General features: G+C 69.6%; 18 protein-coding genes and 1 tRNA gene. 10 read left to right on the plus strand and 9 right to left on the minus strand.

Features of this window, described 5'->3' with window-relative positions; genetic code table 11:
• Nucleotides 1–25: 25 nt before the first annotated feature.
• The gene (locus FHW79_RS25540; protein WP_183181497.1) at nt 26–1702 is read right to left on the minus strand and encodes an ATP-binding protein; all 1677 of its coding nucleotides are present in this window, start codon (nt 1700–1702) and stop codon (nt 26–28) included.
• 551 nt (nt 1703–2253) lie between these two features.
• Here FHW79_RS25540 and FHW79_RS25545 point away from each other — a divergent pair.
• Complete coding sequence (locus tag FHW79_RS25545; RefSeq protein ID WP_183181498.1) at nt 2254–5220, plus strand: PAS domain-containing protein; 2967 nt, start codon at nt 2254–2256, stop codon at nt 5218–5220.
• Between the two features lie 24 nt (nt 5221–5244).
• Here the strand turns inward: FHW79_RS25545 and FHW79_RS25550 are convergent, their stop codons facing one another.
• Nucleotides 5245–5466 (minus strand): hypothetical protein, encoded by a 222-nt coding sequence (locus FHW79_RS25550; RefSeq protein ID WP_137103943.1) that lies wholly within the window; start codon nt 5464–5466, stop codon nt 5245–5247.
• Between the two features lie 289 nt (nt 5467–5755).
• On the opposite strand from FHW79_RS25550, the gene FHW79_RS25555 reads away from it, so the two are divergent.
• The 3 genes from FHW79_RS25555 to FHW79_RS25565 all read left to right on the plus strand — a co-directional run bounded on the left by FHW79_RS25555 (nt 5756) and on the right by FHW79_RS25565 (nt 8422).
• On the plus strand, nt 5756–6706 hold the full coding sequence (locus tag FHW79_RS25555; protein ID WP_183181499.1) for an ABC transporter substrate-binding protein: 951 nt from the start codon (nt 5756–5758) through the stop codon (nt 6704–6706).
• A gap of 129 nt (nt 6707–6835) precedes the next feature.
• Entirely contained in the window at nt 6836–7624 is a 789-nt protein-coding gene (locus FHW79_RS25560; protein ID WP_183181500.1) for an ABC transporter permease, read from the plus strand.
• Nucleotides 7625–7633: 9 nt separating this feature from the next.
• A complete protein-coding gene (locus tag FHW79_RS25565) occupies nt 7634–8422 on the plus strand; it encodes an ABC transporter ATP-binding protein (RefSeq protein ID WP_094307089.1) in 789 nt (262 codons plus the stop codon).
• Nucleotides 8423–8515: 93 nt separating this feature from the next.
• Here FHW79_RS25565 and FHW79_RS25570 read toward each other — a convergent pair whose 3' ends face one another.
• Nucleotides 8516–8728, minus strand: a complete 213-nt coding sequence (locus FHW79_RS25570; protein WP_183181501.1) for a hypothetical protein — start codon at nt 8726–8728, stop codon at nt 8516–8518.
• Between the two features lie 608 nt (nt 8729–9336).
• Here FHW79_RS25570 and FHW79_RS25575 point away from each other — a divergent pair.
• Nucleotides 9337–9564, plus strand: coding sequence for a YMGG-like glycine zipper-containing protein (locus tag FHW79_RS25575; RefSeq protein WP_014238634.1), 228 nt, complete (start codon nt 9337–9339; stop codon nt 9562–9564).
• A 113-nt stretch (nt 9565–9677) separates the two neighbouring features.
• On the opposite strand, the gene FHW79_RS25580 is transcribed toward FHW79_RS25575, so the two are convergent.
• Nucleotides 9678–9751, minus strand: a tRNA-Gly gene (locus tag FHW79_RS25580).
• 35 nt (nt 9752–9786) lie between these two features.
• On the minus strand, nt 9787–10446 hold the full coding sequence (locus FHW79_RS25585; RefSeq protein WP_183181502.1) for an N-acetyltransferase: 660 nt from the start codon (nt 10444–10446) through the stop codon (nt 9787–9789).
• 416 nt (nt 10447–10862) lie between these two features.
• On the opposite strand from FHW79_RS25585, the gene apaG reads away from it, so the two are divergent.
• Together apaG and folE are read left to right on the plus strand one after the other, a co-directional pair.
• The gene (gene apaG, locus FHW79_RS25590) at nt 10863–11255 is read left to right on the plus strand and encodes a Co2+/Mg2+ efflux protein ApaG (RefSeq protein WP_014238636.1); all 393 of its coding nucleotides are present in this window, start codon (nt 10863–10865) and stop codon (nt 11253–11255) included.
• A gap of 333 nt (nt 11256–11588) precedes the next feature.
• Entirely contained in the window at nt 11589–12221 is a 633-nt protein-coding gene (gene folE, locus FHW79_RS25595) for a GTP cyclohydrolase I FolE (RefSeq protein WP_183181524.1), read from the plus strand.
• Nucleotides 12222–12233: 12 nt separating this feature from the next.
• On the opposite strand, the gene FHW79_RS32910 is transcribed toward folE, so the two are convergent.
• A complete protein-coding gene (locus FHW79_RS32910) occupies nt 12234–12818 on the minus strand; it encodes a helix-turn-helix domain-containing protein (protein WP_183181503.1) in 585 nt (194 codons plus the stop codon).
• A 236-nt stretch (nt 12819–13054) separates the two neighbouring features.
• Here FHW79_RS32910 and ybaK point away from each other — a divergent pair, with 236 nt between their 5' ends.
• The 3 genes from ybaK (at nt 13055) to FHW79_RS25615 (ending at nt 15239) form a co-directional block, all read left to right on the plus strand.
• Nucleotides 13055–13537 (plus strand): Cys-tRNA(Pro) deacylase, encoded by a 483-nt coding sequence (gene ybaK / locus FHW79_RS25605; RefSeq protein ID WP_183181504.1) that lies wholly within the window; start codon nt 13055–13057, stop codon nt 13535–13537.
• Nucleotides 13538–13672: 135 nt separating this feature from the next.
• A complete protein-coding gene (locus tag FHW79_RS25610) occupies nt 13673–14584 on the plus strand; it encodes a DMT family transporter (protein WP_183181505.1) in 912 nt (303 codons plus the stop codon).
• 139 nt (nt 14585–14723) lie between these two features.
• Nucleotides 14724–15239 (plus strand): MarR family winged helix-turn-helix transcriptional regulator, encoded by a 516-nt coding sequence (locus tag FHW79_RS25615; RefSeq protein ID WP_183181506.1) that lies wholly within the window; start codon nt 14724–14726, stop codon nt 15237–15239.
• Nucleotides 15240–15242: 3 nt separating this feature from the next.
• On the opposite strand, the gene FHW79_RS25620 is transcribed toward FHW79_RS25615, so the two are convergent.
• The 3 genes from FHW79_RS25620 to nikC are packed head-to-tail and all read right to left on the minus strand — an operon-like array spanning nt 15243 to nt 17782.
• Nucleotides 15243–16019 carry an ABC transporter ATP-binding protein gene (locus tag FHW79_RS25620; RefSeq protein WP_183181507.1) on the minus strand — a complete coding sequence of 259 codons (777 nt, stop codon included), beginning with the start codon at nt 16017–16019 and terminating at the stop codon, nt 15243–15245.
• 3 nt (nt 16020–16022) lie between these two features.
• Nucleotides 16023–16865, minus strand: a complete 843-nt coding sequence (locus tag FHW79_RS25625) for an ABC transporter ATP-binding protein (RefSeq protein WP_183181508.1) — start codon at nt 16863–16865, stop codon at nt 16023–16025.
• Nucleotides 16862–17782 (minus strand): nickel transporter permease, encoded by a 921-nt coding sequence (gene nikC, locus FHW79_RS25630; protein ID WP_183181509.1) that lies wholly within the window; start codon nt 17780–17782, stop codon nt 16862–16864. The genes FHW79_RS25625 and nikC overlap by 4 nt, the downstream gene beginning before the upstream one ends.
• Between the last annotated feature and the right edge of the window lie 6 nt (nt 17783–17788).

The raw sequence follows: 17788 nt of genomic DNA on the forward strand, positions 1-17788 counted from the left end.
TCGCTGGGATGATCCGCCGGCTTCCTCAGCCGGGCCCGTCCCCCGTCGCCGCCCGCGGCAGATAGAGCGTGACGGTGGTGCCGGCCCCGACGGTGCTGGTCACCGTGACCGTCCCGCCCGATTGCCGGGCGAAGCCGAAGACCTGGCTGAGCCCCAGCCCGGTTCCCTTGCCATCCGGCTTGGTGGTGAAGAAGGGTTCGAAGATCTGGCGCAGTTGCTCCGGCGGGATGCCGGTTCCGGTGTCGCGGACCGCCAGCGCCACGAAGTCGCCCGTCAGCCCGGTGTCGTCGCCACGCCGCCCCGGCAGGGCGCGGTTCTCCGCCATGACGGTCAGCGTGCCGCCGTCCGGCATGGCGTCGCGGGCGTTCACCGCCAGATTGAGCAGCGCCACATCCATGGCGTCCGGATCGGCGATGATGGGCCAGAGATCGTCCGGAACGATCAAGGCGGTGTCCACCGCGCTGCCGGCGGAACGCGCCAGCAGAGCCTCCAGTGTCGCCTTGCGGATCTGAAGGCGGAAGGGCACCGGTTCGTAGACGCTGCGGCGGCCGAAAGCGGCCATCTGCCGCATCAGCGCCTGCCCGCGCGCCACCGCCCCCTCGATCTCGAGCAGCACGCGGGCGATGCGCTCCGGGTCGTTGGGACGGCTCCGGATGGCGGCGATGCCGCTCATCACGACGGTCAGCAGGTTGGCGATGTCATGGGCGACGCCGCCGGTCATGCGGCCCAGGGCCTCCAGCCGCAGGCTTTCCTCCCGCGCCGCCTCCTGACGGCGGCGCAGCCGCAATTCGCGAACGAGGAGCCACAGGAAGGCGCCGGCCATCGTCACGCTGACCAGCCCTCCGACCCCGGCCAGCCACAGGGCGTTGGAGACCGGCGCCCGATAGGCGTCCTGCGGGATGGCGAAATGGACCGACCACCCGTAATCGGGCAATGTGCGGAAGGCGACCACCGTCGGCGTGCCCTCCAGGCTCATACCATCATAGACGCCGCTGCCGGCGGTGCGGCGGGCGCGGAGCGCGTTTTCACTGGCGTGACGCCCGATCAGGTCCGGTTCGCCGCCGGCCCGCGCCACCAGACGTCCTTCGGCGTCGATGACCGCGGCGATCCAGCCCGGCGGCAGGCTGTTGCCGAACAGCAGGCTCTGGAATCCTTCGGGCATCACCACCGCCGACAGGACGGCGACCGGTGCGCCGTTGCGCGTCACCGGAACGCGGATGGGAAAGGCATAAGCGCCGCGCGGACCGCGCAGGATCGTGCCGACCACCGGCTTGCCCGTCTCCACCACGCGCCGGTGGCTGTCCATGTCCAGCACCCTGCCCCTGACCCCCCCGACCAGGAGAGGGGCGTCGAGCAGCCGGTTCCCCTCGACGTCGCTGAGGACGATCGTCGTCCACAGGGGCAGAGCGCCCTGCACCCGCTCGGCGTATTCGAAGAAGGCCACGGCGTCGACCTCCCGGTCCGCGGCCAGGCCGTCCAGCAGGGGCGACGCCGCCACCGCCTTCAGCGCGTCCATCTGCGCGGACAGTTCACGGTCCACCAGGGCCGACAGACGGTCCACCCGCGCAATGGCGTTGGCCTCCATCGCGCTTTGCTGCTCGCGCAGCCAGGCGCCGCCGAGAACCGCCGACAGGACAACCAGCGGCAGCAGTGCGGCCAGCACCAGCAAAACCAACGGACGATGATGGGACTTCAGCGGCAAGCGGGTCTTCCGGAGCGGCGGGGCCTGCACTGTAGCACGGCCGTCCGCCGCTGGAAGCGGATGATCCGGTTCCGGGACGCCGAGCATCCCCCAACAGCCAAGGGTTGTTGGGATGACACCGATCCATTCAGGGCGGATGGTCTTCACAGGGTTGCGCGGACACAATCTCCGGACGCCACACGGGCTCTGGACGCCACACGGGAGTCGCCACGGGAACGGGTCCGATCCGCCACGGCGCACCGGGTTGCCCTGCCCTGACGGCCGCCAATGCTTGACCGTGGAGCACCGGTTCATCGATAGGGCAGGTGATTACCCCCTTCGATACGGAGAACTCAAAAATTTTAGGAGAAATTCAAAAGTAAATCATCCACAGCACCGCCCCGCCTACCCCTTTATTTCCAGGGAAATCCTGCAGGTTGCCGATTTGAAAGAAAATAAACTCGGTCCATTAACTGCGATTTAACCATGCAAAGGTTATTCGGGACACAGGCGAAACGATAGCGGCCTTTTGGTTCCGGCTGCTTTCCCGCCCGATGGGAGCCTGTGACACGATGACCTTGCTGGCCCGCCTTTTCCTGCTGGTGCTTCTGGCCGTCCTGCCGGCCCTGGGCATCCAGGCCTACAGCGTCTTCCAGTTCCGTGCGGAACGCGCCGAGGAAGTCGCGACCCAGGCCGAGCGGCTGCTGCATCTGGTCGAAGGGGAGCAGGCGCGGATCGTCGACGGCGCGCGGCTGATGGTCACGTCCATCGCGGAATCGGCGGCCCTGCGCTCCGGCGACTACACCCAGTGCCAGGCCCATCTGATCCGGCTCGCCCAACGCGCCCCCGAATACCGCAACCTGACCGTCCTCGACCGCGACGGCGCCGTCCTGTGCAGCGCCACGCCCGACCACGCCGCCGCCAGCCTTCCCAGTGCCCAGCGTCCCTATGTCCGCCGCGCGTTGGAAGAGGGCCGCTTCGTCGTCGGCGAATGGACGACCCCCGGCCCGGCGGCGGAGCCCGGCACCGCCATGCTGCCCTTCGCGGTTCCCTTCCGCGACGAGGCCGGCGCGGTCGCCGGGGTGGTGACGCTCGGCCTCGACCTGCCCTGGCTGGCCACCAACTTCGCCGCGCGCCCCCTCCCCGAGAACGCCAGCCTGCTGGTGACCGACCGCAACGGCACCATCCTGGTCAAGCTGCCCAACGGCATCGCCCAGCGCGGCGAGCGCGTGCCGCAGCCCTACCTGAACCTGCTGAACGAGAACCGCGGCGGCGTCACCACCCTGCCGGGGATGGACGGGGTGGCGCGCGTGCTGGCCTATTCGCCGTCCCGCCAGGGCACGCGCGACCTCTTCATCAGCGTCGGGCTCGACCACACCGCCGTGGCTGGCACCATCGACCGCGCCACCCGCCAGGGCCTGCTGATGACGCTGACCGGTCTTCTGGTCGCCATCCTGGCCGCCTGGATCGGCGGCACCCTGTTCATCCGCCGCCCGGTCGAGGCGCTGATCCGCGCCACCCAGGGGTGGAGCGCCGGCAACTCCAGCGCGCGAGCCGGTCTGGTGGACCGCAAGTCGGAGATCGGCCAGCTCGGCCGCGCCTTCGACGCCATGGCCGAGACTCTGGAGGCCCGCGAGCGCGCGCTGCGCGGCTCGGAGGAGCATCTGCGCGCCGTGCTGGACGCCCTGCCCACCTTCGTCGGCGTGCTGAGCCCGGACGGCGACGTGCTCCAGGTCAACCAGACCGCCGTCCAGGCGTCCGGCCTGCCGGTCGAGCAGATCGTCGGCCATCCCTTCCACGAGGCCTGCCGGCGCGCCTTCGCCGGGGCCGCGGGCGACCGTCTGCGCACGGCGGTGGAGCGCGCCGCCCACGGCGACTCCGCGCGCTTCGACGCGCCGGTGCGCATCGCCGGGGACCGCGCGGCGATCATGGAGATGCGGGTCACCCCGATGCGCGGCCCCGACGGGCGGATCACCCACCTGATCGTCTCGGGCATCGACATCACCGAGCGCAAGTCCACCGAGGAGGCGTTGCGCGTCGCCAACGAGCGCTTCCGCACGGCGCTGCGCAACTCCGGCGTCGTGGTCTTCAACCAGGATTGCGCCCTGCGCTACACCTGGATGCACAACCCGGCGCTCGGCTTCACGGCGGAGCGCGTCGTCGGCAAGACCGATGCCGAGGTGTTCGAGGACGCCGCCGACGCCGCGACCCTGACCGCCATCAAGCGCCGCGCGCTGGAGACCGGCGAGGGCGTGCGCGAGGAGGTCCGCATCCGCCAGGCCGGGCAGGACCATTTCTACGACATGACCATCGACCCGCTGCGCGGGCCGGACGGCGCGCTGGCCGGCATCACCTGCGCCGCCGTGGACGTGACCGGCCGCAAGCAGGCCGAGGCCGACCTGCGCCGCGCGCGGGAGGAGGCGGAGCACGCCGCCGCCGGCAAGTCCAAGTTCCTGGCCGTCGCCAGCCACGACCTGCGCCAGCCCGTGCAGTCGCTCTACCTCTTCGCCGCAGCGCTGGGCGACCGCCTGCAAGGGCACCCCAGCCTGCCGCTGCTCGACAACATGCGTCAGGCGCTGGACACGCTGAAGGGCCTGCTGGACGGACTGCTCGACATGTCGCGGTTGGAATCCGGCAAGATCGCCGCCAACCCGGCGGAGGTCCGGCTGGGCCAGGTGCTCGGCCGGCTGGTCGCCGAATACGCGCCGCGCGCCGCCCAGAAAGGGCTGGAGCTGCGCGCCGTCCCGACGCGGGCCTGGGTGCGCACCGACCCGTCGCATCTGGAGCGCATCCTGCGCAACCTGATCGAGAACGCGCTGCGCTACACCCGCCAGGGCCGCATCCTGATCGGCTGCCGCCGCAGCGGCCCCGACCGGCTGCGCGTCGAGGTGTGGGACAGCGGCGTCGGCATCCCCGCCGACCGGCTGGAGGACATCTTCGAGGAGTTCACCCAGATCCAGGGCAGCGGCGACCGCGGCCTGGGCCTCGGCCTCGCCATCGTCAAGCGGCTGTCGAAGCTGCTCGACCACCGCGTCCGCGTGCGCTCGAAGGAGGGCATCGGCTCCGTCTTCTCGGTGGAGATGCCGCGGGTCGTCGTGGAGAGGCCCCGCGCCGCCGTGCCTCCGCCCGCCATGGACCTGTTCCGGCAGGCCGCCAACGACTGCGCGACCAAGGGCATGGTGCTGGTCATCGACGACGAGGCGATCATCCTGCTCGGCCTGAAGGCGATGCTGGAGGGCTGGGGCTACAGCGTGCTGACCGCCCGCTCGGGCGACCAGGCGCTGGAACGGCTGCGCGCCGACGGACGCCGCCCGCAGATCGTGCTGGCCGACTATCAACTCCAGCAGGGGCGGACCGGACCGGAGGCTCTGGCCGCGGTGCAGGGTCTGGTCGGCAAGGACGTGCCGGGCATCATCCTGACCGGCGACACCGCCCCGGAACGGCTGGACGAGGCCCGCCGCAACGGCTTCAGCATCCTGCACAAGCCGGTCTTCCCCAACGACCTGCGCAAGATGATGGCGAACGCCGGGGCGGCGTAAACGGCGGAAGCGCGTGCGGCGGCGTCAGCGCCGCCGGACGATCCGCCGCCACAGCGGCACCGGGCGCTCCTCCGCGGCCTTCTCGGCCAGCCACTGGTCGGCCAGCTCGCGCACCTGCCAGCCGCCCAGGTAACGGTCGCAGTCGATGGCGCTGTACAGCCGCACCTTGTCCCGGCCGAGTCGTTCGAAATAGTCCAGCGTCCGCTGGCGGTCCGTCGCGTTCATCGGCGGGTTCATCGGGTCCATGGAGCGCATCCTGTCCGGCCTCCCCTCTGTGATGCCCAAAAGATCGGCATACACCCGTCGCGGTTTGTTCAGTTGGTATATGGATTGGGCACGCAAGCATCCCAATTAGCCTTTGGTTGCAAGAGCTTCCCTCCGGCCCTTCCGACGAAGGTCAGGCTTGCGCGGCCGCGGCCGCCGGTCCCTTCCCACCTGCCCCGCGGGCGTGCACAATGCGGCACACGGATGCGTGGGCGGCGGTCCGCCGCCCGGCGCGATCAAAAGACACCTTCAGAACCGGGAGCGGGGGATCATGAGGAAGACGTCGTGGATGGCCGGAGCCCTTGCGGCGGCCGTCGCCGGGCTGTGCGCGGTTTCGGCCTCGGCGCAGACCAAGGTGACCGTGGCGATGAGCGGCTGGACCGGCTTCGCGCCGATCACGCTGGCCAAGGAAACCGGCATCTTCAAGAAGAACGGCATCGAGGTCGAGATCAAGAAGATGCCGACCTCCAACCGCCACCAGGCGATGGCGGCGGGCGAGGTGCAGGCGATCACCACCACGGTGGACACGCACCTGCTCTACGCCTCCTCCGGCGTTGATGTGACGCAGGTCCTGGTGCTCGACAGCTCGCACGGCGGCGACGGCATCGTCGTGCGCGACGCGGTCAACAGCCTCGCCGACCTGAAGGGCAAGCAGGTGGCCGTGCAGTACGGCGGCGTGCCGCAGTTCTGGCTGGCCTATGTGTTGAAGAAGAACGGGTTGTCCATCGGCGAGGTGCAGACCGTCAACCTCCAGCCGTCCGACGCCGCCAACGCCTTCGTCGCCGGCCAGTTCGACGCCGCCGTGACCTATGAGCCGTACCTGTCCAAGGTGCGCGAGGCCAACGGCAAGATCATCGTCACGTCCGACCAGACGCCGGGCGTCATCATCGACACGCTGGCCTTCCAGCCCGACTACATCCAGAAGAACCCGAAGGTCGTGAAGGCCTTCGTCGACAGCTGGTTCGAAGCGCTGGACGCGATCAAGCAGGACGAGAAGAAGGCCTTCGAGATCATGGCCCGCGACGTCAACCAGACGCCGGAACAGTTCGCTGCCTCCGCCAAGACCGTGCTCTGGTACGACAAGGCCGGCAACATCGAGTATCTGACCAAGACCATGCCGACCTTCATCAAGGAGGTCCAGGACGTGATGCTGGAGGCCAAGCTGATCCGCAAGGCCCCGCCGAGCCTGGACAGCATGACCGACGCGTCCTTCGTGAAGTAAGTTCCTGCCCCCTCCCCAACCCTCCCCCGCTTCGCGGGAGAGGGGGTTAGGTTCCCTCCCTCGCCGAAGGCGGGGGAGGGTCAGGGAGGGGGCACCGCCTTCCAAACCCGACAACGGTCCACCAATCCCATGTCCCCCCTCTTCACTCCGCTGAAGCCGGTCGCTCCGGCGCTGCGCACGGTGCTGGGAATTTCCTGCTTCGTGCTGTTCTTCCTGGGCTGGGGCATCGCCACCTACGGCGGCTTCGTGAAGCCTCTGTTCCTGGCCTCGCCCGGCGACACGCTGACGGCGGGCATCGCGCTGTTCCGGGAATTCGGCTTCGCCGAGGACATCGCCGTCACCGTCTGGCGCGTCTTCGCCGGCTTCGCCATGGCCGCCGCCCTGGCGGTGCCGCTGGGCATCCTGATGGGAGCCTTCAAGCCGGTGGAGGCCTTCTTCGAGGCCTTCGTGTCCTTCGCCCGCTACCTGCCGGCCTCGGCCTTCATCCCGCTGCTGATCCTGTGGGCGGGCGTGGGCGAGTTGCAGAAGATCCTGGTCATCTTCATCGGCTCGGTCTTCCAGCTCGTCATCATGGTGACGGTCATCGTGTCGGGCATCCGCAGCGATCTGGTGGAGGCCGCCTACACGCTGGGCGCCAAGCGCGACGGGGTGGTGCTGCGCGTCCTGCTGCCCGCCGCCTCGCCGCAGATCTTCGAGGCGCTGCGCCTCGTGCTCGGCTGGGCCTGGACCTACGTGATCGTGGCGGAGCTGGTGGGCGCGTCGCGCGGCATCGGCCACATGATCATCGACGCCCAGCGCTTCCTCGACACCGGGCAGATGATCTTCGGCATCTTCATCATCGGCGTGATCGGCCTGATCACCGACCTGCTGTTCCGGGCGCTCAACGCCCGCCTCTTCCCGTGGGCCAAAGGACGATAAGCGCCGGCCATGAGCAAGCTGTCCATCCGCAACGTCGAGAAGACCTTCCCCGGCCGCAACAGCACGGCGCCGACCCGCGCGCTGGTGCCGACGAGCCTGGAGGTCGCCGACAACGACTTCATCACCATCCTGGGGCCGTCGGGCTGCGGCAAGTCCACGCTGCTGCGCATCGTCGCCGGTCTGGAGACGCCCACCGCCGGCGAGGTGCTGCTGGAGGGCAAGGCGGTGTCCGGCCCCGGCCCCGACCGCGGCATGGTGTTCCAGTCCTACACGCTGTTCCCCTGGCTGACCGTGCGCGACAACGTCTGCTTCGGCCTGCGCGAGCGCGGCCTGCCGCGGGCGGAGCAGTTGGCGATCGCCGACCGCTTTCTGGCCCAGGTCGGGCTGAAGGGCTTCGAGAACCACCACCCCGCCCAGCTCTCCGGCGGCATGCAGCAGCGCACGGCGCTGGCCCGCGCGCTGGCCAACGACCCCAAGATGCTGCTGCTCGACGAGCCCTTCGGCGCGCTGGACCACCAGACGCGCGAACTGATGCAGGAACTGCTTCTGGGCATCTGGGAGGCCGACCGCAAGACGGTGATGTTCGTCACCCACGACATCGACGAGGCCATCTTCATGGCCAGCCGCGTGGTGGTGATGTCGGCCCGCCCCGGCCGCATCAAGTGCGACATCCCCATCGAGCTGCCGCACCCCCGCTCCTACAAGGTCAAGACCACCCCGGAATTCGCTGCCTACAAGGAGCGGCTGACCGAGGAGATCCGCGTCGAGACCATCAAGGCCGTGACGATGGAACGCTGACCGGCGCCCCTTCCGGACCGGACCATGCGAACGAGCGGCACCCCCGGGCGCCGCTCTTTTTCTTTATTCACTGCCTCGCTTTGTGCCGCCGGGTCAGGCTTGGCGGCCGGTGTTCATGACCAGATCAGACAGGGCGACGCCGGCGCGTTCGGCGTCCGCCGCGAGGGAGCGCGGACAACCCCAGTGCAGCCGTCCGTTGATTTCAAGCATCCGCCCCTGACGCTTCACCACCCAAACGCCGGTGGTCGCCATGTGGATGACGCGGGCCAGCGGCTTCCCGTCGAAGCCGGAGCGGCTCTTGGGCATGGATTGGCCAACCGCTGGACCTGCCGCCGGACCAGCCGCCAGCACCGCTGGATGCATCGCCGCATCCGAGCGCTCGAAGGCCGACGCACACGGATGGGCATTGACCGGCTGCAGCGGGTGCCGTTCGCGGCGGTCGCTCGGGCGGCTCGCCGGGAGGACGGCAAGGGCCTGCGGCCTGGAAAGATGCAGCATAAGGGGAATCCTGGGACGTTTCCGATAAGCCTGCGTCCTCAATGTCGCGCAGGTCGTTAGGACACTGAACCTTCCACGCGGCCTGGATGAAGTAAAGAGGAAACGCCTCCGAAACCGTGCAACCTTTCGACGCGGAAAAGGGTGAACGGGTAATAACCTGACTTTTATTATAGTTTCTCGGCTGTTGGCCATTCGCCATTCCAGCGACTTTGCAGCGCGCCCCTATCTCCCTATTTCGAGGAAGGGAGGGGGAGAAAACCAGCCCTCTTAGGGCTGGAAAAGACGGCCCTCTGCCCCGGAATAGTCACACGCAAAGGCGTGTTCATTCCGTAAGCATGCGTCACAAGCGCAGGCTTGGCCGCTATTTTCCGAAGCTGGCGGCATCCAAGAATGCAGGGAAGACAACGGGTAGGATCATGGTGAAGAAACTGGCAGTGATCGTGGTTGGCGGCCTTGTCCTGACGGGCTGCTCGAACCTCAGCCACCGCGAACAGCGCACGCTGTCGGGCGGCGCCATCGGTGCCGCGGGCGGTGCCGCGGTCGGCGCCCTGACGGGGGGCAGCGCGGTGATGGGCGGCGTGATCGGCGGTGCGGCCGGCGCCGCGGTCGGCGCTTTGACCTCCAACAACGGCAAGCACCGATAAACACCGGTTTGAAACGGGGATCGGGCCGCCGGACCAGTGTCCGCGGCCACCCCGCACGCCTGTGCACCCTGAACGTCAGGACCGCAACAGGTTTCAGATTTTCAAGGGGATGGTGGAGCGGGTGAAGGGAATCGAACCCTCGTCGTAAGCTTGGGAAGCTTCTGCTCTACCATTGAGCTACACCCGCGCGCCGCATGTTTATAGGCGACGCTTTCGCCGCTTTCAAGCGGTTCGAGCATGCCACAGGCGGGATTCGGAAAGTTCCCGCGGGGACGGGGCGAAAACCGACACCAGCGGCGAGATCAGACGCGGAAACAAGGCGGTGCCGCCGGGCTCAGGCCGCACGTCCTCGTTCGCGGGCATCCCATAGCCCTGCTCCGTCGCCGGGGCGGTCACCATGCCGGCGGCGCCGGCCAGGGCGCCGGGGACCAGTTCCAGACCCAGGAAGCGGTCGAGATCGACCGGACCCGGCAGGGCCATGTCCAGCGTCAACTCCCGCGTGAAGCCGAACCGCGCGTAATAGGGCGCGTCGCCGACCAGGATCACCGCCCGGTGGCCGAGCGCCGCCGCCTTGTTCAGGCTCATCCGGATCAGCTTGCTGCCCAGTCCGCCGCCCTGCAACCGGTCCGACACCGCGATCGGGCCGAGCAGGAGCGCCGGCACCGTGCCGCCGATGGTCACCGGCCAGTAGCGGATCGTGCCCTCCAGGATCTCGTTGCCCAGTTCGTCATGCTCGATGGCGACGAAGCCGAGGTCCGGGATCGGGGCAACGCCCTCCCGCAGCTTGTAGGCGGTCTTCTTGAAACGGTCCGGGCCGAAGGACCGGTCGAGCAGGGCTTCGATCGCCGCGTCGTGCCGCGGCTCTTCCAGGGAGATCATCATGTCAGGGGCTTCCCGGCAAAAGGACTGTGGTCGGAGGCGGACCGCGCCGCCGCGCCGGGGGAGCGCCGGATCAGTGCCGGCGGAAACCCGAAGCGTCCGCACGCGACCCAAGGACGGCCGCAACCGCGCGCAGCGCGGTGTGGCGTCGTCGTCGGATGCTGATGCTGTGCGGACGAGACATGGGCAAGGCTCTTCGGCCGTTGCAGGGACCTCGCATATATCACCAGCGGACAGGGGGTTCAAGCGATCGTGAAAAGACCGGAACCGGCCCGTTGCGCATGGCTTCCCGGTGTGTCCCGCATGCATCGCAGCGGCACCCGTCCCACCGCCTCCGGGCATCCGGAGGGGGTGTCCCCCGCTCCACCACTGGACAGGCGCTTTCCCCCACCCCTATTCTCAGAGCCGGGAGTGCCGCCATGTACACGAAAGTCACCCGCGCGATCCGCGTCACCGTCCAGCCGGTCTTTCTCGACGAGCAGTCGATGCCCGCCGAAAGCCGCTATGTCTGGGCCTATCACGTCCGGATCGAGAACGAAGGCCAGGAGACCGTCCGGCTGCGCACACGCTATTGGCACATCACCGACGCGCTGGGGCGCGTGCAGGAGGTCCGCGGGCCCGGCGTGGTGGGCGAACAGCCGGTGCTGGAGCCCGGCGGCAGCTTCGAATACACCAGCGGAACACCGCTTCCCACGCCCTCCGGCATCATGGTCGGCTCCTACCGGTTCGAAACGGGCGGCGGCGAGGCCTTCGACGTTGCGGTCCCCGCCTTCTCGCTGGACAGCCCGCACCAGCCCCGCCAGCTGAACTGACGCCGGTCGCGCGGCGGTCGCCGTCGGGAAACCCCGGTGCGTGCCGCAAAGCGCCGAAGGGTGGACGGAAAGACTGCCTCCGGCGCCTTGACTGAGCGACGTCCGAACCCACCTGCGCCATACCCCCGCCCCGCCGCCTGCCGAGTTTTTTCGAAAATCCCGGTGATCCAGGCGAGCGGGAGGCCGTATTCATAGCTGACCAGCCGGCTGCGGCATCGGGTGCCGTGGCGCCGGCTCGCCTGTGACCAGAACCTGTTTGACCGCGATCTGTTAGACCAGGACATCGAAAGGTTTCGCCCCGTGACGGCTTCCAAGACTCCGCACGCCGACAACATCCTCCGCGGCCCCGGCCACTCGGCCGGCGACGACCACGGCGCGACCGCACGCCCAACCCGTGCCGAGGCCGAGGATGCTGTCCGTACCCTGATCCGCTGGGCCGGCGACGACCCGGCGCGCGAGGGTCTGGTCGGCACGCCGGACCGGGTGGTCCGCTCCTACGAGGAGTTCTTCGCCGGCTACGCCATCGACCCGGAGGAGATCCTTGCGCGCACCTTCGAGGAGACCGACGGCTACGACGAGATGGTCGTCCTGCGCGACATCCGTCTGGAATCCTACTGCGAGCACCACATGGTGCCGATCATCGGCAAAGCGCATGTGGCCTATCTGCCCCGCCAGCGCGTCGTCGGCATCTCCAAGCTGGCGCGGCTCGTCGAGGCCTACGCCAAGCGCCTGCAGATCCAGGAGAAGATGACGGCGCAGATCGCCAACGCCATCGACCAGGTGCTCCAGCCCGAAGGCGTCGCCGTGGTGATCGAGGCGCAGCACCAGTGCATGACCACGCGCGGCGTGCACAAGACCGGCGTGACCATGGTGACCAGCCGGATGCTGGGCGCCTTCCGCAGCGACCCGTCGACCCGGCGGGAGTTCCTGTCGATGATCGGCAACCCCGGCTCCCGGGCGGAGTGAACCGGGGCCACGCTAGTCCGCGCGGATGCCGTGCTGGCGCAGCAGGCTGTAGAGCGTCGGGCGGCTGACCCCGAGCAGGCGCGCCGTCGCCGACAGGTTGCCGCCGGAGCGGGCCAGCGAATCGAGCAGGGCCCGCCGCTCCGTCTCGTCGCGCAGCACGCGCAGCGTCGGCGGGGCGTCACCGGTCGCCAGCCGGCGCCCTTCCAGTTCCAGGTCGGCGCGCTGGAAGGCGCGCTGCACCACCCCGGCCAGCTCCTGCGCGTCGATCGGCTTGCCGCACACCTCGTGGGCGCCGCGGGCCACCGCGCGCACCGCCAGCACCCGCTGGTCGTGCGGGGCCAGCGCGATGACCTTGATCGAAGGCGCCTCGCCCAGGATCAGCGACAGGGCATCCAGGCCGCCGCCGCTGTTCGGCGATTCGGCCAACTGGGCAAGATCGACCGACAGGGCCACCACCGGGGGCCGGTGCGTCCGCACCGCCTCCAGCGCGTCCGCCACGCCGCCCGCGGCGACGATCCGGCACACTGGCAGAGCGTCCTGAACCCGGCCTTCCAGGGTGGGATCGTCATCGACGACAAGCAGCGTGCGTGGGACCATGATTCTCCAACTCTCCGACCGGGAAACGGGCCGGCGGTCAGAATCGCGGCAGGCGGCCCGTCTGTCCAAGGCGCGTTGGCATGAACACCGACGCAATTTGGGCAAAATTGCGTCGTCGAAAGGGGTGCACCGCGGCGGGAAGCCCGCCCGTCCGCCACCCTCTCCCCCTCGCCCGAGCGGTCTGCTAAGCTCCCGGCGCGCAAGGGCGAATCCGCGCCTGGGGGAGCAAGGTCATCATGGCGGCGAAGGTCACACCGGCGGTGAACGCGGCGAAGGCGGCGGGGATGGCCCACCGCCTGATGGAGTATGAGTACGACCCCTCGGCGGACGCCATTGGTCTGCACGCCGCGGCGGCCATGGGGCTGGACCCGGCGGTGGTCTACAAGACGCTGATCGTCCAGCTGGAGCCGAAGGCGCTGGCCTGCGTCGTCATTCCCGTCGCGGCGAAGCTGGACCTGAAGGCGCTGGCCGCCGCCGCGGGGGCGAAGAAGGCCGATCTCGCCGACCCCGCCCTGGCCGAACGCACCACCGGCTACATGGTTGGCGGCATCAGCCCGCTCGGCCAGCGCAAGGCCCTGCCGACCTTCATCGACTCCAGCGCCGAGAGCCTGCCGGAGATGGTCGTCAACGGCGGGCGCCGCGGCCTGCAGATCGCTCTGGCCCCCGCGGATCTGGCCCGCGCCACCAGGGCCGTGGTGCGGCGGATCGTGGTGCAGTAAGCGGAGCACCGCACCTCACCCCCGCCATGCCACCGCCGCACTACCGCCCCCGCCGGGTTCCGGATAGGGTGCCGACACCATGCCCTCCCCTGCGCCCCGCCCTGCGCCCCACTCCGACCTTGCGAAGTTCCCATCATGCTGACCGCCAACCTCGCCGCCCTGGGGGCCGCGCTCTGCTGGGCGGCCAGCGGGCTGATCGCCATCGGCCCGGTGCGGGCCATCGGCTCGGTCGCCTTCAACCGCCTGCGCATGAGCATCGTCTTCGTCGGCACGGCGCTGGCCACGACGCTGCTCGGCGGCTGGCAGACGCTCGACCTTCAGGGAGCGGCGATCCTGGCGCTGTCCGGCGCCGTCGGCATCGTGATGGGCGACACCGCGCTGTTCTGGGCGCTGGGGCGCATCGGGCCGCGCCGCAACTCGGTCATCTACGCCACCAACGCACCGATCACCGCGCTGCTCGCCTGGGCCGTGCTGGGGGAGGCGCTGGGGCCGTGGACCGCGGTCGGCATCGCGCTGGTCACCGCCGGGGTGATGCTGGCGATCTTCTTCCGCGCCAGCCCGGTCCCGAACGGCACCAGCCCCGCCCCCCATGACTGGGAGTCGGTGCGCGGGCGCCTGCTGATCGGCGTCGGCGCCTGCCTGATCGCCGCCGTCTGCCAAGCCGCCGGCTCGGTCATCGCCCGGCCGGTGATGGCGGCCGGCGCCGACCCCATCGCCGCGGCGGCGGTGCGCGTCGGCATGTCGGGGCTGCTGCTGTTCGCCGGTGGGCTGCTGCCCGGCCAGCGCCTCGGCTTCGGCCCCGGCCTGACGCCGCGCATCTTCGCCCAGGTGATGGTGAACGGCTTCATCGGGCTGGGGCTGGGGATGACGCTGCTGCTGATCGGGCTGGCCCACGGCAACGCCGGCGTGGTCGCAACCCTGTCGGCCACCAGCCCGGTGCTGATCCTGCCGATGCTGTGGGTCTGGACCCGCCAGCGGCCGGGAGCCGGCGCCTGGGCGGGCGCCATCGTCGCCGTGCTGGGCGTCGCGCTGATCGTCAATCGCTGAGCCTGCCGGGGCGGCGTCCGCGGGTTGAAAATTTTTATCTGAAACGGTTGCGTCCGCCAATTTCCGGGGCAGGATGGAGAAACCGGCATCCGGTTCCCGCATTCCGGCGTTCCCGCATTCCGACAAGGCGCGACACCCCATGGCCTCCCCCCGCCGCAAGCGCACCGGCGCCGACCCCGCCGCGCCGATGCTGCATCTGACCCGCTTCCTGCCCTACCGCCTGTCGGTGCTGTCCAACACGGTCAGCCACACGGTGGCGAAGCTGTACGAGAAGCGATTCGGCATCACCATCCCGGAATGGCGGGTCATCGCCGTGCTGGGCGGCGGCGAGACGCTGAGCGCGGGGGAGATCGCCCAGCGCACCGCCATGGACAAGGTGCAGGTCAGCCGGGCAATCAGCCGGATGCTCGATTCGGCGCTGATCCTGCGCGAATCGGGCGCCACCGACCGCCGCAAGGCGCAGCTGACCCTGACGCCGAAGGCGCTGGCGATCTACACGGAGATCGTCCCCCTCGCCCTCGCCTACGAGCGGGAGCTGACCGACGCGCTCACGGAGGAGGAGATGGGCCAGCTCGACGGCCTGCTGACCAAGCTCCAGGCCCAGGCCGACGCGCTGGCCACCCGCCCCGGCCCTCAGTCCCCGAAGACGGACTGACCGCTACGCGAAGTCCTTGAAGCTGTCCGCCGCCGCGCGGTCGTAGCCCTGGCTGGCGCGCAGGAGCTGGCGCGTGTAGTCCTCCCGCGCGGCTCCCCGGCGCAGGGCGTCCACGTCCATCTCCTCGACGATGCGGCCGCGGTTCATCACCGCCAGCCGGTCGCACATGGTGGCGACCACCGCCAGATTGTGGCTGACCAGCACGTAGGTCAGCGCATGCTCCGCCCGCAGCCGCTTCAGCAGGTTGAGGATTTCCGCCTGCACCGACACATCGAGCGCCGAGGTCGGCTCGTCCAGCAGCAGCACGCGCGGCTCCAGAACCAGGGCGCGGGCGATGGCGACGCGCTGGCGCTGCCCGCCGGAGAGCTGGTGCGGGTAGCGGAAGCGGAACTGCGGCCCCAGCCCGACGTCGCGCAGCACCCGGTCGATCCGCGCGTCGGCGTCGCGCAAGCCATGGATGGCGATGGGCTCGGCCAGGATGCGGTCGATGGTGTGGCGCGGGTGCAGCGAGCCGTAGGGGTCCTGGAAGACCATCTGGCAGGACTTGAAGAAGCCCTTCTCGCGGCGGCGGCTTTGCGCGGCGCCGGCCACGGCGATGGAGCCGGTCCAGTCGTGGTTCAGACCGACGACGGCGCGCAGCACGGTGGACTTTCCCGAGCCCGATTCGCCGACCAGCCCGAAGCTCTCGCCCTCCCGCACGGTGAAGGACACCCCCTGCACGGCGGCAACCACGTCGGCGCCATGGCCGAAGGTGACGCGCAGATCCCTGACGTCGATCATGCCTCAGCCCTCCAGCCAGGACGGGTCGCGCGCCAGCACCGGAAGCTCCGCCCGCGTGTCGTCGAGGCGCGGCAGGCTGTCGAGCAGGCCGCGGGTGTAGGGGTGCTTCGCCGCGTGCAGCTCCGACGCGCGGCAGGTCTCGACCACCCGGCCGGCGTACATGATCAGGATGCGGTCGCAGAAGGACGCCACGAGATTCAGGTCGTGGCTGACGAAGATCATCCCCATGCCGCGGCTGGAGCACAGCTCGTCCATGATCGCCAGCACCTGCATCTGCACCGTGACGTCGAGCGCCGAGGTCGGCTCGTCGGCGATCAGCAGGTCGGGGTTGGGGATCAGCATCATGGCGATCATGATGCGCTGGCCCATGCCGCCCGACACCTCGTGCGGGTAGAGGCCGTAGACGCGCTCCGGGTTGCGGATGCGCACGGCCTCCAGCATCTCCAGCGCGCGCCGCTTCGCCTCCGCCGTGCCGGCGCTGGAATGGACGCGGTAGGCCTCGGCGATCTGGGCGCCGATGGTCATCACCGGGTTCAGCGAGAATTTCGGGTCCTGCATGACCATGGAGATGCGCCGCCCGCGGATGCCGCGCAACCGCTTCTCCGGCAGGGTCAGCAGGTCCTCGCCCTGGAAGCTCAGCCGGTCGGCGGTGACGATTCCGGGCGGCGGGACCAGCCGCAGGATGGCCCGCCCGGTCATCGACTTGCCGGAGCCGGACTCGCCGACGATGCCCAGCTTTTCCCGGCCCACGGTGAAGGAGACGCCGCGCACCGCCTGCGTCACGCCCGTCCGGGTGGGGAAGGAGATGCGGAGGTTCTCGACCTCCAGCAGAGGAGTCTCGCTCATTGGCCTTTCGGGTCCAGAACGTCGCGCAGGCCGTCGCCCAGCAGGTTGAAGCCCAGGCTGACCACGAAGATGGCGATGCCGGGCATGGTGGCGACCCACCACTGCTCCAGCACATACTGGCGCCCGGTGGCGATCATCGCGCCCCACTCCGGGGCGGGCGGCTGCGCGCCGAGGCCGAGGAAGCCCAGCCCCGCCGCCGTCAGGATGATCCCCGCCATGTCCAGCGTCACCCGCACGATCAGCGAGGAGGAGCAGAGCGGCACCACATGGCCGAGGATGATCCGCGGCGTCGAGGCGCCCTGGAGCCTTGCGGCGCTGATGAAGTCGCTCTTGCGGATGGTGATCGTCTCGGCCCGCGCGATGCGGGCGTAGGGCGGCCAGCTGGTGATCGCGATGGCGATGATGGCGTTCTCGATGCCCGGCCCCAGCGCCGAGACGAAGGCCAGCGCCAGGATCAGCTTCGGGAAGGCCAGGAAGATGTCGGTGACGCGCATCAGCACCGCGTCCACCCAGCCGCCGAGATAGCCGGCCACCGTCCCGATCAGCAGCCCGGCCACCGGTGCCGTCACCGCGACCAGCGCCACGATCATCAGCGTCAGGCGGGAGCCGTAGAGGATGCGCGACAGGATGTCCCGCCCGAAGGCGTCGGTGCCCAGCCAGTGCGCCGCGCTCGGCGGCAGAAGCCGCTGCGACAGGTTCTGCGTGTAGGGATCGTAGGGGGCGAGCAGCGGGGCCAGCGCCGCCATCAGCACCAGCAGCAGCACGATGCCCAGCCCGATCATGGCCAGCCGGTTGCGCGCGAAGGCCAGCCAGCCCAGATAGACCCGGCCCAGCCGCGCCTGCCCGCGGGAGTGCGGCGTCTCGGCGGTCAACCACGCCCGCAGCCCGCTTTCGGTCGTTTGAGTCTGTGCGGTCATCGTGCC

The sequence above is a fragment of the Azospirillum sp. OGB3 genome (genome assembly GCF_014192915.1).
In the GTDB taxonomy this organism is placed as follows: domain Bacteria; phylum Pseudomonadota; class Alphaproteobacteria; order Azospirillales; family Azospirillaceae; genus Azospirillum.